The sequence below is a fragment of the Paenibacillus sp. NPDC057934 genome (genome assembly GCF_042887565.1).
Classification (GTDB): domain Bacteria; phylum Bacillota; class Bacilli; order Paenibacillales; family Paenibacillaceae; genus Paenibacillus_AQ.
This window is the reverse complement of sequence record NZ_JBHVPB010000017.1, coordinates 1-12,800: the sequence shown is the minus strand read 5'-3', so window position 1 is coordinate 12,800 and position 12,800 is coordinate 1. Positions and strand designations below refer to the sequence as shown.

The following is a 12,800-nucleotide window of genomic DNA, read 5'->3' as shown; positions in this document are numbered from 1 at the left end:
GGGGGGATAAGAGACAATGGCTAAACCGAAAAAAGTCGTACGTACCAAACGTCGCGACCGTAAAAATATCGAGAGTGGCGTGGCACACATTCGTTCCACGTTCAACAACACCATCGTTACCATCACGGATCCTCACGGTAATGCAATTTCCTGGGCTAGCTCCGGCGGCCAAGGATTCAGAGGTTCCCGTAAATCGACTCCATATGCAGCGCAAATGGCAGCCGAGACAGCAGCGAAAGCCGCTATGGAACACGGCATGAAATCCGTTGAAGTTATGGTTAAAGGACCGGGCGCGGGCCGCGAAGCAGCCATCCGTTCCCTTCAAGCCGCTGGTCTTGAAGTTAACCTCATTAAAGACGTTACTCCAGTTCCTCACAATGGATGCCGTCCGCCAAAACGCCGCCGCGTATAGTGAAATCAGTATCGTGATTGTGGTATAATTCTGACGCATCTGCTAATAATAGGTGTTTAGGCATACTACATGATGCACCTGATGGGTGACAGTTTCATATAGGAGCGACGTTTGAAGGAGGGGTACACTCGTGATAGAAATTGAAAAGCCGAAAATTGAGACCGTAGAAGCCAATGAAGAAGGAACCTATGGGAAATTCGTAGTTGAACCGCTGGAACGTGGATATGGCACGACTCTGGGGAACTCGCTTCGCCGGATACTGCTGTCCTCCCTTCCGGGAGCCGCAGTGACTTCGGTCCAAATTGACGGTGTTCTGCATGAGTTCTCCACCATTCCTGGCGTAATGGAAGATGTGACGGAAATCATTTTGAACCTGAAAGCTCTCTCCCTGAAGATTCATTCCGATGAGGAGAAAGTGTTCGAGATTGATGCTGAAGGGGAAGGCGTCGTGACCGCAGGTGATATCCGTGCGGACAGCGACGTTGAGATCCTGAACCCGGATCTTCATATTGCAACGCTGGGACCTGGTGCGAGACTTCACATGCGAATTTTTGCAGGCCGTGGTCGTGGCTATGTCCAAGCGGACCGGAACAAACGCGAAGACCAGCCAATCGGCGTTATCCCGGTTGACTCCATCTACACGCCTATCTCACGCGTTAACTACGTCATTGACAACACTCGTGTTGGGCAAGTAACCAACTATGACAAATTGACGCTTGAGATCTGGACAGATGGTAGCATCAGACCGGAAGAGGCTGTAAGCCTCGGAGCCAAAATTTTGAACGAGCACCTCGTATTGTTCGTAGGACTTACGGATGAAGCGAAAGACGCCGAAATTATGGTTGAAAAAGAAGAAGACAAAAAAGAAAAAGTGCTTGAGATGACAATCGAAGAGCTTGATCTTTCTGTCCGTTCCTACAACTGCCTCAAACGCGCCGGTATCAACACCGTGCAGGAGCTTACCACGAAGACGGAAGAAGATATGATGAAGGTGCGTAACCTTGGTCGTAAATCTTTAGAAGAAGTTCAGGAAAAGCTTGAGGAACTCGGTTTAGGACTCCGTACAGAAGAATAGCGATCAGATTGCTATAGTAAAGGAGGGAATATAATGGCATACCAAAAATTGGGCCGTGATTCCAGTGCGCGTAAAGCTTTGTTTCGTGACTTGGTAACGGATCTGTTCTTGTATGAGCGTATCCAAACAACGGAAGCCAAGGCGAAGGAAGTTCGTTCCATCGCTGAGAAACTAATCACTAAAGCGAAAAAGGGCGATCTTCATGCTCGCCGTCAAGTAGCTGCATTTGTGCGTCGCGAGACTGTAGATGGCGAACAAGATGCAATCCAAAAGTTGTTCTCTGATATTGCTCCTCGTTACACAGAGCGTCCAGGTGGATACACTCGTATCATGAAACTGGGACCTCGCCGTGGCGATGCTGCGCCAATGGTTTACCTTGAGCTGGTAGACCGCGCGTAGTAACGGAGGTTTTGATTTCCGGTAACCCCAGAGATCATTTTCCTCGGAAAATGGTTCATGGGAAAGATCAGTGTTATTGTGCAGCAGGGGCTTATAGGCCCTGCCGTACAACTAACCGCGGGAATCGCCTTGTTAGAGTAGAAGGAGCTCCCGCAGGGGCTCTTTTTTTTGTAAAGGAGAATGGAATGCGCAATCTATTGATGAAGGTCAATTATGACGGAACGACTTATGATGGCTTTCAGACCCAGCCACAGGGCAATACGATTCAAGATCGGTTGGAAGAGGCTATACTCCATTTGACGGGCGAAGACCTCAAGATACACGCTTCAGGGCGCACGGATGCCGGAGTACATGCATACGGCCAGCCGTTCAATTTCATCACCTCCTCGAAAATCCCGCTGGAACGCTGGTGTCTGGCCCTGAATGCGAGATTACCGCAGGATATTGTGGTTACGGAAGCGAGAGAAGTTCCGCTGTCGTTCCATTCCCGGAGAAGCGCAAAGCGCAAGACCTACCGGTATACGATTAACGCGAATCAGTTCCCAGATCCTTTTCAGAGACGCTGGCAGCTGCATCATCCAGGCATTCTGGACGTAACTGCTATGCAGCAGGGTTTGGCCTACCTTCTGGGTACACATGACTTTACTTCCTTTGCTTCACGGCATTCGACGAAGACATCCCATGTTCGAACGATCTATGAGGCGCATATGGAGGTAGACAGAAGTATGTGCAGGCTGAATCCAAGGGATCAGGGAGTTATTCATGTTTTTATTACCGGGAGTGGTTTCTTGCAGCATATGGTCCGTATTATTATGGGAACGCTGATCAATGTGGGACAAGGGAAATGCCCTGCGGATAAAGTAGCACATATTCTGGCAGCCTGTGATCGTGGTGCAGCAGGCCCTACAGCTGTGGCTAAAGGGCTTACGCTGTGGAGCGTAGAATATGAAGAGGCCGATTATAAAAAAGCTGATTGAAACCTAAGTTTCACTTGCACTTGTGGTGCTTATACTGTAGAATAAAAGTTGTGTTTTCTTGATGGCTATCCCACAGCCCCGATCAAGATTACACCAACTAAGTCTGCTTTACACTAACATTCACAATTGTAATTCAATGAGAAACAAGATATACGAAACAGATGATTTTCGTACGAGAACAAGGAGGAAACATTCATGCGTACCACCTATATGGCGAAACCAAACGAAGTTGAACGCAATTGGCACATCATTGATGCCGAAGGCAAAACACTTGGTCGTTTGGCAAGCGAAGCCGCTGCTTTGATCCGTGGCAAACACAAACCGCAATTCACTCCACATGTTGATACAGGAGATTTCGTAGTTGTTATCAACGCTGAGAAGATCGAATTGACTGGTAAGAAATTGGAGAACAAAAAGTACTACCGTCACTCGATGCACCCGGGCGGCTTGAAAGTTACTACAGCTGGAGAGTTGCTTAAGACTAAACCTGAGCGTGTTCTTGAATCTGCTGTTCACGGTATGATTCCTAAGACTCGTCAAGGCAATCAGATGAAGTTGAGATTGAAAGTCTATGCAGGCGCTGAGCATCCACATGCAGCACAAAAACCTGAAGTTTACGAACTTCGCGGATAAGAATAAGGGAGGACAGTTTCATGGCACAAGTACAATACTATGGGACAGGTCGTCGTAAACATTCGGTAGCACGTGTTCGCCTTGTACCGGGTGAAGGACGCATTGTCATTAACAAACGCGATATCAACGAATATTTCGGTTTGGAAACACTCAAACTGATCGTAAAACAACCTTTGAACCTGACTGAAACCTTGAACAGCTACGATGTAATCGTACTGGCTCATGGTGGCGGTATCTCTGGTCAAGCTGGCGCAATCCGTCACGGAATTTCCCGTGCGTTGCTGAAAGCTGATCCTGAGTTCCGTCCATCGCTGAAGAAAGCCGGCTTCCTGACTCGTGACCCACGTATGAAGGAACGTAAGAAATACGGCCTTAAAGCAGCTCGTCGTGCTCCTCAGTTCTCGAAACGTTAATATTTATACAAGAAGACCCTTTTCCTATGGAGATGGGTCTTCTTTTTATATTATTATTCGCTGGGCAAATGTTTATTTCATCCAATTTTATTGACATCTTCAGGGAAAGTTATATACTATTCCATATAAAAATAGTTGGGATTAATAAGGTTTTTCTATAAGGATGGGGGAATTAAATATGAATCTGCTTGAGAAGGAAGATTTGACCAAGATCAAGGCTGATGAATTGGAAAATGCCTCTCCCGAGGAAATTATTCGCTGGGCAGTAGACACCTTTCCTAATATAACGTTTGCCTGCAGCTTTGGTGCAGAAGATGTGGTTTTGGTGGATATGCTCCAAAAAGTCAGCCCTTCTACAGATGTGTTTTACCTCGATACCGATTTTCATTTCAAAGAAACTTATGAAACCAGAGACGTGATGTCAGAGAAATACGGCTTGGAGTTTGTCCGTGTAGCTCCACAAATCACTCCGCAGGAACAAGCACTTCAGTACGGTGATGCGCTATGGAGTACAGATCCCAATCAATGTTGTGGTATCCGTAAAGTTGAACCGCTTACGCGAATTTTGTCTCAGTATGAAGCCTGGATAACAGGAATCAGACGCGATCAGGCACCTACACGTGCCAATGCCAAAAAAGTCGAATATGATTATAAGTTCGGCCTTGTCAAATTCAATCCCATTGCTGACTGGACAAGTGAAGATGTCTGGAACTACATTCGTGAGAATAATGTGCTCTATAATCCACTGCATGATCAGAATTACCCGAGTATCGGTTGTGAGTATTGCACACGACAGGTTATGCCTGGTGAAGACCCGCGTGCGGGACGTTGGTCAGGATCGGAGAAAACCGAATGCGGGTTGCACAAATAAGGCATACTGCCGCCACAACACGGAAAGGGAGAGTATAGATGACTTCAATACTTCCGCATGGCGGAACACTGGTTCAAAGAATAGCTGAAGGGGCAGAGCGGGAGCGACTGCTACAAGCCTCAGTGCATAACAAATCCATCGCCATTAACACTTGGACAATCTCTGATCTTGATCTTATAGCAGTGGGTGCTTTTTCGCCGCTTACGGGCTTTCTGAATGAGCAGGACTACCATTCCGTTGTTCAAGATATGCGCCTGGCGGATGGTACGGTATGGAGTATTCCGATAACACTGGCTGTGGAAGAAGAAGTTGCAGCCGGCCTTAGTGTAGGAGAGCAGGTCACGCTGGTTGGGCAGGAAGATGGCGTGATTTATGGAGTGCTGGATGTTGAGAGCCTATATAATGTGGATCAGATTGTAGAAGCACAGCATGTCTTCAAGACAACGGACCCCGAACATCCGGGTGTGAGCAAGTTATTAGCGCGTCCCTCCACTTATGTTGGCGGACCCATTACTGTTTTGAATCGTCCACAACCGGCGAAGTTCGGAGAATTCTATTTCGACCCTTCGGAGACCCGTAAAATCTTTGTGGATAAGGGCTGGAGAACGGTTGTAGGCTTTCAGACACGCAATCCGGTGCACCGCGCTCATGAGTACATCCAGAAGTGCGCTATGGAGGTTGTAGACGCGTTGTTCCTGAATCCGCTAGTTGGAGAGACCAAGTCGGATGATGTTCCGGCCAATGTCCGCATGAAAAGTTATTTGGTTCTTTTGGAGAATTATTATCCGGAAGATCGTACTTTTCTTGGTGTGTTTCCGGCTGCCATGCGTTACGCAGGGCCACGGGAAGCGATTTTCCATGCCATGGTGCGTAAAAACTACGGTTGTACCCATTTCATTGTTGGACGCGATCATGCCGGGGTCGGAGATTATTATGGCACCTACGAAGCACAGGAAATCTTTACGAACTTTACCGCTGATGAGCTTGGAATAACGCCATTATTCTTTGAACATAGTTTTTTCTGCAAAAAATGCGGCAATATGGCTTCGAACAAAACTTGCCCGCATCCAGAAGAAGATCATTTAACCTTGTCTGGCACCAAAGTGCGGGGATTGCTGCGTGAGGGCACTTGCCCACCACCAGAATTCACCCGCCCAGAGGTCGCACAGGTGTTAATTGAAGGGATGTCACCGGAAGCCTCTGTTCGATAAATCCAAAGCTAGTAATAATTGACCCTCTTGTCCCATATAGATGAGTAGAATCTATCGGGACGAGGGGGTCTTTGTTATGTCTGGCCGAAAGCAGAGTAAAGTCTCGGTCTGGATCTCATGGAGCAGTATCAAAAAAGGCATGCTCGGTATGGCCTTACTGGCATTGATGATTGGAATCATCGCCTATGACATGCCTACAGCGAAAACAACGAATTATTGGAGTCTGCCTCTGTCTGGCAAAGTTATCGCTGTAGATGCCGGCCACGGGGGACCGGATGGCGGTGCTGTCAGTCGAGAAGGGTTGATTGAGAAGGATATCAATCTGTCCGTTTCTCTCTATCTACGTGATTATCTACAGCAGGCCGGTGCTATTGTAGTGATGACCCGTGAGGGCGATTACGACTTGGCACAGAATGATACAAAGGGTTATGCGAAGCGCAAGACAGAGGACCTTAAGCGACGGGTCAGAACGATTGAAGAGAAGCGGGTGGACCTGTTTATCAGCGTTCATATGAACAGCATTCCCTCCAACCGCTGGAGCGGAGCACAAACCTTTTACTATCCCAATAACCAGGATAACAAGCCACTAGCAGATTTCGTACAGGCCGAGCTGAGAAATACACTGGAGAATACGGATCGTGTGGCCAAGACAGTTAATACGGTGTATCTGCTGAAGGCGCTGAAGATGCCGTCTGTGCTGGTAGAAGTAGGGTTTCTATCGCATCCACAGGAATCGTTGCTTCTTGGGGATGATGTTTATCAGCGCAAGGTAGCGACCAGTATATACCGGGGAATCCTCCGATACGCATCGGAGCAGCCGGGCAAGGACTACTCTTCCATAGAAAGGTAATGCTATAATAAGACAAAAACACCGGAGCAATTCTGTCCGGAAGTGAAACTGAGGTGCTTTCCATGCTGACCAGGGAACAAATTCAGGAACTTTTGCAGAACATTAAAGACCCGGAAACCGGAAAAAGCCTTATCGAACTGCAATTAATTCGCGATATTATGATTAAAGAGGATCGTGTCTCACTGTCCATTGTCTGTCTGGATTCAGAAGAGCAAAGACGCATAGAGTTGGAACAGCAGGTGCGTGATTTGCTGGAGAAAGGCGGGGCTGGGAACGTGCATATCCGGCTTAGGGACGCCACAGACTATGAGCGCTCGCTCCATAGAGGTGGAAGTTTCGAGGAGTCCGAAGCGGAGAAAGAGGCTAAGCTGAAAAAAGGCCATGCTGCCGGTCTTGATGATCATGAACTGATCAGTCCGGAATCAGGTGTGAAGTTTATTGCTGTAGCGAGTGGCAAAGGCGGTGTAGGAAAATCAACCGTCACAGTCAACTTGGCGGTAGCCTTGGCCCGTAAAGGTAAGAAGGTAGGCCTGATTGACGCCGATATCTATGGCTTCAGTGTCCCAGATATGATGGGCATTGAGGAAGGTCCGGTCGTCGAAGAAGGGACAATCATTCCTGTGGAGCGTTTTGGTGTAAAAGTGATGTCCATGGGCTTCTTCATCCGTGAGAACAGCCCTGTCATTTGGCGTGGGCCGATGCTTGGCAAGATGCTGCGTCAATTCGTCAGCGATGTAGGCTGGGGAGAATTAGACTATATGTTGCTGGATCTTCCTCCAGGAACAGGTGATGTGGCCCTGGACGTGCATCAGATGCTTCCGCAGAGCAAAGAGATCATCGTAACCACTCCACATGCCACTGCGGCCTTTGTAGCCGCTAGAGCGGGCGCTATGGCTTTGCAGACGGATCATGAGGTTATCGGGGTCATTGAGAATATGTCCTATTACGAATGCTCGGCCTGTGGACAGAAGGAATATATCTTCGGACGTGGTGGCGGTGCCAGACTGGCGGAGACTCTACATACAGAGCTTTTGGCTCAAATTCCACTCGGGGCACCGGATAATCATATTTCAGAGCCGGACTTCTCCCCTTCGATATATAAAGAAGAGACAACGGCAGCCTTGTTATTTGCCGAAGTGGCGGACAAGCTGATCGCTAAATATGAGCAAGAATAAAACTGCATCTCATTAAAAAAGAAAAAGAGGCCATTTCTCCGTTTTGCGGGGGAAGGGCCTCTTTGTTGTGCATTATTTAAGATCCGGAGTCGTCCCCTCCGCCCCCACCACCATCTTGCTTTCCACCTTCGCCTTGCCCTCCGCCTTCCTTCTTCTGAGCCTTCGGCTGAAGCTCTTCCTGAACCACGCTCTTCAGAAGATTGAGCACTTCCATCCGGAACAGGGGATTCTGCATCGCATCCTGCATAATCGTCATCGTTTGCTTGCGGTAGTCTGGGGTTTTGGTGAGATCCAGATACATCTTCGTCATTTCTGGAGACTTCATAATTTCCCCAACCGATTTCTGGTACGTGGGGTCCTTGATCAGCTGTTGATGAAGTTCTTTGCTTTGTGCGTTAATCGCTTTGGCGAATTCACCCGCAAACTTCGGGTCTGTCATGATCTTCTCAAGTTCCTTTTTGTACTCCGGCGCGGTCAGTGTGTCCTTGACTGCCACGCGAATTTGTTCTGTGGTCTGAAGCGGAACCATTTTCATACTCATTCCGCTCCCGCCACCTTCACCGCCACCTGAGCTGGGACTTGAAAGAGCCTCTTCGACCGCCTTTTTCCCATCATCACTTTTTAATATATCAACAACCATGGTCTTCATTTCCTTGTATCCGCCTTGTCCTGAGGAAGAACTGCTTTGTTCGCCTCCACAGGCCGTCAAGGTCAGGACCAAGCTCAATGTTAAACTGGCGAAACCCATCGTCCTCCATTTCATTGGCACTGCCCTCCTTTGTAGGATTTTGATATGTAGTATGCCGCTTGAGAATACATTTAATGTCACTCAGCAATGGTTTTTTGCCGGTAACCTTGGTAAAATAAATCTGACATGAGGGGGGTGAACTGGCTGAGCATTAAAAAGTGGTTTTATTTATTTTGGACTACGCTGCTTATCGGAGCGGCCGGGGCTGTCATTACCGGTCTTGCACTGCAGGCAGTGAATGGCAAGATTGATTTTAAAAGTACGGCAGACTTTCTGCTGTACCCGCTTATTTTATTGGGATATGGAATGCTGGTTAGCGTCTATTCTCAGCTTGGCTTTTTCGCCTATCTGATTCTGAACTACATGGGCATTGGCGTATTTCCGCGAAAAGTCTGGCAGTACATACAACTGGTGCTGGCCGTGCTCGCCTTGCTGGAACTCGTCTTCTTGCGCTCTGTCGTGGGCGGGGAGCGAAACGTAACCTCAGACCTGTTCTTAGGGATTTTGATTCTGCTATCCGCTATTTTAGTAACTTACTTTAAGGTGCGGAGTACGAACTTCTCTGCCTGGATCCCCACTTTTTTCTTTATGACAGCGATTACTATCGTAGAAACCATCGGCGTGCTTCGCATTGGCGTTGACAGTGCCACTGTATTTATTATTGTTCCTTTGATAGCCTGCAATGCCTTCCAAATCTTGATGCTTCACCGTGTTTTGAAGCCCCAGGCTGCCTGAAGGAGAATATGCTGAATTCCTCGTTTCCTTATTGTGCAAGGAGGCGAGGATTTTTATTTTATGTGGGAAGAACGGTTAAAAACGGACACTGGAGGGTAATCTCAGAAAGACGCTTTTATTGCGAATTCATCTTAATGGGGAGGGGAATATATGGGCATCAAGCGCTATATGATAAAAGACACAAACGAAATCTCGCTAAGCAAATTGGATCCGGGTGAGAAAGGAACGTTCAAGTCGAAGGAAGAGGCAAGCGTGGAGACGGAGCGGCTGAAAGAGCGGCTTGCAGAACTGCAGGACATTCTTTTTGCCCAAAAGAAACATTCACTGCTCGTGATACTGCAAGGCATGGATTCCAGCGGGAAGGACGGAACAGTCAAACATATTTTCTCGGGACTCAATCCCCAAGGCTTCACAGTCACCAGCTTTAAGAAACCTACTCTGGATGAAGCGGCGCATGATTTCTTGTGGAGAGTCCATCAGAAGACACCACCTAAGGGCTACATCTCTGCCTTCAATCGCTCGCATTATGAGGATGTGCTGGTTCCCCGTGTACACGGCGATCTGAGCAAAGAGGAGTTGAAGCGCCGTTTTCGATATATTCGCCAGTTTGAGGAAATGCTCGCTGAAGAGGGGACGACTATCGTCAAGCTCTTTTTGCATATATCCAAGGAGAAGCAGATGGAGAAGATCCAGGAGCGTCTCCATGATCCCAAGAAGCACTGGAAATTTGATGTTAGTGATCTGCAGGAGCGGGAGTATTGGGATAATTACCAGAAGGCGTACGAAGATGTTTTCCGGGAGAGCAGTATAGAAAAAGCACCGTGGTACTGGATTCCTGCCAATCACCGGTGGTACCGCAATTATTTGGCTCTATCCATTGTAGTGAAGACGCTGGAGGGGCTTGATCTGAGTTATCCGAAACTGGACACCCCCACACCCAATATCTCGGAGCTCATTTCTCCACATCGTTAAGATTTGAGGAATGGATAGGCCTCTTGTGCAATCAGCGGTACCACAGGGAAGGCAATTCAGGTATTACATGCCGGCTGCATCCTCCAGCCGGTCATTCAGCCAAGCAGAATCCCGGACTTCCTTGCCCTCAGTGCTGCTTTGGCTGAGAAGCTCGGATACGGTAACGAATTCATAACCTTGGGCGCGCAGCTCATCAATAATTCTTGGGAGGGCCTCGTGAGTCTGCTTACAAGAGTCGCTGGCATGCAGAAGCACGATATCTCCCGGATGAGCTTTTGTCGTCACACGTTTAACGATATTATCCACGCCGATGTTTTTCCAGTCCAAGGAATCGGTGTCCCATTGAATCACTTTGTAACCGAGATCGGTGGCCACCTGAAGCACTCTTTTGTCAAAGTCGCCATTGGGCATACGGATCAGATTTGGTTCTTTCCCTGTCAACTCGGTCAATACGGTGTGAGCGGTACTAATTTGTGTGCGAATTTCCTCGTTGCTAAGTTGACTGTAATTGACGTGCTTGTGTCCATGACTGCCAATCTCATAGCCTGCATCCTTGATGTTTGTTACAATATCAGTGTGAGTTTTACTCCACGGCGAGGACAGGAAGAAGGTTGCCTTATCTACCTTTTTGTCTTCCAGCACCTTGAGAATTGGTCCAGGCCTTTTCTCTCCCCAGCTAATATCAAACGTCAGGGCAATCAGCTTCTTCTCCGTCGGTACACTGTAGATCGCGGAAGGGGGGGCGGCTTGTGAAAACACCGTAATATTCCCCCTCTCGACATACACTACACCGGCAGCAAGCAGCGCAGCAGCGAAGATGTAAAAGAACCTTTTGATCTTCTTGCCGCTAAATACATAAAAAGAATTCATAAATGACAGCGCTCCTCTCCCCAGTAAATGCTTGTTTGTTCTAAATGTATGCTCGTACCGTCATGTTATGACCCTCGGGATAGGGAGATCACTAATATCAGGAGGTATCTATGCTATCGTTCTTCACTTTTGCCAAAGATCTTAAATCTATCCAAAAGGCATTGTTGTTCTCACTGCTGCTGTTCGCCTTGGGTATAGTGTTCGGCTGGATCGGCACAGAAGGTTTGGAAAAACTACTTATGCAGCAACTGGAGGGTCTCAGAACAATTAGCGGAACACTAAAGGAATCGTCTAACCCCCAATGGAGCTTCTTTGTGTTTATATTTTTAAACAACAGTATTAAAGGTGTCGTTATTATCTTTCTAGGAGCATTGTTTGGCATACTGCCGGCGTTATTCCTGCTAATCAATGGTGCAGTAATCGGCTATATTGTGCATTTGTCGGCACTTCAAGGCCAAGATTTGTTCTCGTTGATTGTGAAAGGATTGTTGCCGCACGGGATTATTGAGATTCCCGCTATTATTATTGCTTGTGCTTTTGGACTGCAATTTGGAGCTAAGGTTGTCGCTAGTATCTTCAGAAGAGCTGAGAGGAGCGGGACGAGGGGAGAAGATTGGTCTTTCTTTATGAGACAGACATTAACGGCATCCATATGGATCGTCATCCTCCTGTTTGTCGCAGCTATTATTGAAAGCACAATTACATTTTCTCTTTTATCATAAAATATCTGGGAAATGAGCATAACATTAGAGTCATGTATTTGAGGAAAGTGGGTAAATAAAAGGTAAGCAACTTAAAGTGTGCCATACCGTCCAATGAACTACTTTTCCATAGCCATCAGTTTCTGTAATTTGAGGTAATTGCAAAATGAAACCCTTGCGAAGGAGGCCAAGCATATGTTGGGGATGTTGTTCAACGAGAAGGAGTGCAAGGAACTGGATTATGTTTTGCGAAAAGAGCTTGATGAGATGCTGTTGGACTTAAGCGATCAACGCTTGGATCAGAATATTAGGCATGCTATCGCCAACAGATACAAAACAGTATTTCGTATGTATGCGCGTTTCGCTCCCCAGAAAGAGCTGTCCAAGTATGCTTGGGGCGGGAAGTCCTCTCAGTTCAAGCATTGAAAAAAGAAAGGTTATAGTAAGAATTCAAGGCAAGTTAAAAAATATAAAATAATAGCTTGACTAAAACGGGGGCGCCGTGATAAATTATATCTCGCGCCCCTTTTGGTTATTAAAAAGGAGAACGCAGGCAAGAAAAACGAAAAAAACTTTTTGAAAAAAACACTTGCCAAAAAGCACAACAGTATGATATATTATAAAGGTCGCTGCTGAGACATTAAGCAGCGGACGAGCGAGAAATTGATCTTTGAAAACTGAACAACGAGTGAGTATCGAATTCACGAAAGTGAATTCAAAATGAGAATTTTTAATTCTCGTCAGATGTTTCAAAATGA

16 protein-coding genes are annotated in these 12,800 nt (G+C 47.1%); 14 read left to right on the top strand and 2 right to left on the bottom strand.

From position 1 onward, the window contains the following. Positions 1–16: 16 nt before the first annotated feature. The 10 genes from rpsK to ACFVRY_RS27485 all read left to right on the top strand — a co-directional run bounded on the left by rpsK (position 17) and on the right by ACFVRY_RS27485 (position 8,016). On the top strand, positions 17–412 hold the full coding sequence (rpsK, locus tag ACFVRY_RS27530) for a 30S ribosomal protein S11 (RefSeq protein ID WP_066367554.1): 396 nt from the start codon (positions 17–19) through the stop codon (positions 410–412). 130 nt (positions 413–542) lie between these two features. Next, entirely contained in the window at positions 543–1,487 is a 945-nt protein-coding gene (locus ACFVRY_RS27525) for a DNA-directed RNA polymerase subunit alpha (RefSeq protein WP_066367546.1), read from the top strand. Positions 1,488–1,520: 33 nt separating this feature from the next. Further along, the gene (rplQ, locus tag ACFVRY_RS27520) at positions 1,521–1,886 is read left to right on the top strand and encodes a 50S ribosomal protein L17 (RefSeq protein WP_066367544.1); all 366 of its coding nucleotides are present in this window, start codon (positions 1,521–1,523) and stop codon (positions 1,884–1,886) included. A 185-nt stretch (positions 1,887–2,071) separates the two neighbouring features. Continuing rightward, positions 2,072–2,863 carry a tRNA pseudouridine(38-40) synthase TruA gene (gene truA, locus ACFVRY_RS27515; RefSeq protein WP_387503490.1) on the top strand — a complete coding sequence of 264 codons (792 nt, stop codon included), beginning with the start codon at positions 2,072–2,074 and terminating at the stop codon, positions 2,861–2,863. Between the two features lie 195 nt (positions 2,864–3,058). Beyond that, the gene (gene rplM, locus ACFVRY_RS27510) at positions 3,059–3,496 is read left to right on the top strand and encodes a 50S ribosomal protein L13 (RefSeq protein ID WP_066367540.1); all 438 of its coding nucleotides are present in this window, start codon (positions 3,059–3,061) and stop codon (positions 3,494–3,496) included. A 20-nt stretch (positions 3,497–3,516) separates the two neighbouring features. Next, a complete protein-coding gene (gene rpsI, locus ACFVRY_RS27505) occupies positions 3,517–3,909 on the top strand; it encodes a 30S ribosomal protein S9 (RefSeq protein ID WP_175370335.1) in 393 nt (130 codons plus the stop codon). 178 nt (positions 3,910–4,087) lie between these two features. Further along, positions 4,088–4,780, top strand: a complete 693-nt coding sequence (locus ACFVRY_RS27500) for a phosphoadenylyl-sulfate reductase (RefSeq protein ID WP_387503489.1) — start codon at positions 4,088–4,090, stop codon at positions 4,778–4,780. A gap of 38 nt (positions 4,781–4,818) precedes the next feature. Continuing rightward, the gene (gene sat, locus ACFVRY_RS27495; RefSeq protein ID WP_387503487.1) at positions 4,819–5,991 is read left to right on the top strand and encodes a sulfate adenylyltransferase; all 1,173 of its coding nucleotides are present in this window, start codon (positions 4,819–4,821) and stop codon (positions 5,989–5,991) included. A gap of 76 nt (positions 5,992–6,067) precedes the next feature. Next, on the top strand, positions 6,068–6,841 hold the full coding sequence (cwlD, locus tag ACFVRY_RS27490) for an N-acetylmuramoyl-L-alanine amidase CwlD (RefSeq protein WP_387503486.1): 774 nt from the start codon (positions 6,068–6,070) through the stop codon (positions 6,839–6,841). A gap of 62 nt (positions 6,842–6,903) precedes the next feature. Beyond that, positions 6,904–8,016: an Mrp/NBP35 family ATP-binding protein gene (locus tag ACFVRY_RS27485; protein WP_387503485.1), complete on the top strand. Its 1,113-nt coding sequence runs from the start codon at positions 6,904–6,906 to the stop codon at positions 8,014–8,016. A gap of 76 nt (positions 8,017–8,092) precedes the next feature. Here ACFVRY_RS27485 and gerD read toward each other — a convergent pair whose 3' ends face one another. Continuing rightward, positions 8,093–8,779, bottom strand: coding sequence for a spore germination lipoprotein GerD (gene gerD / locus ACFVRY_RS27480; RefSeq protein WP_387503484.1), 687 nt, complete (start codon positions 8,777–8,779; stop codon positions 8,093–8,095). Between the two features lie 129 nt (positions 8,780–8,908). On the opposite strand from gerD, the gene ACFVRY_RS27475 reads away from it, so the two are divergent. Continuing rightward, the gene (locus ACFVRY_RS27475) at positions 8,909–9,499 is read left to right on the top strand and encodes a KinB-signaling pathway activation protein (protein WP_387503518.1); all 591 of its coding nucleotides are present in this window, start codon (positions 8,909–8,911) and stop codon (positions 9,497–9,499) included. Between the two features lie 150 nt (positions 9,500–9,649). Beyond that, on the top strand, positions 9,650–10,471 hold the full coding sequence (locus tag ACFVRY_RS27470; RefSeq protein WP_066367508.1) for a PPK2 family polyphosphate kinase: 822 nt from the start codon (positions 9,650–9,652) through the stop codon (positions 10,469–10,471). Between the two features lie 63 nt (positions 10,472–10,534). Here ACFVRY_RS27470 and pdaB read toward each other — a convergent pair whose 3' ends face one another. After that, on the bottom strand, positions 10,535–11,341 hold the full coding sequence (gene pdaB, locus ACFVRY_RS27465) for a polysaccharide deacetylase family sporulation protein PdaB (RefSeq protein WP_066367506.1): 807 nt from the start codon (positions 11,339–11,341) through the stop codon (positions 10,535–10,537). 110 nt (positions 11,342–11,451) lie between these two features. Here pdaB and ACFVRY_RS27460 point away from each other — a divergent pair, with 110 nt between their 5' ends. Together ACFVRY_RS27460 and ACFVRY_RS27455 are read left to right on the top strand one after the other, a co-directional pair. Further along, positions 11,452–12,063: a stage II sporulation protein M gene (locus tag ACFVRY_RS27460; protein WP_387503483.1), complete on the top strand. Its 612-nt coding sequence runs from the start codon at positions 11,452–11,454 to the stop codon at positions 12,061–12,063. A gap of 174 nt (positions 12,064–12,237) precedes the next feature. Next, positions 12,238–12,468: a hypothetical protein gene (locus tag ACFVRY_RS27455; RefSeq protein WP_066367494.1), complete on the top strand. Its 231-nt coding sequence runs from the start codon at positions 12,238–12,240 to the stop codon at positions 12,466–12,468. The last annotated feature ends 332 nt before the right edge of the window (positions 12,469–12,800 follow it).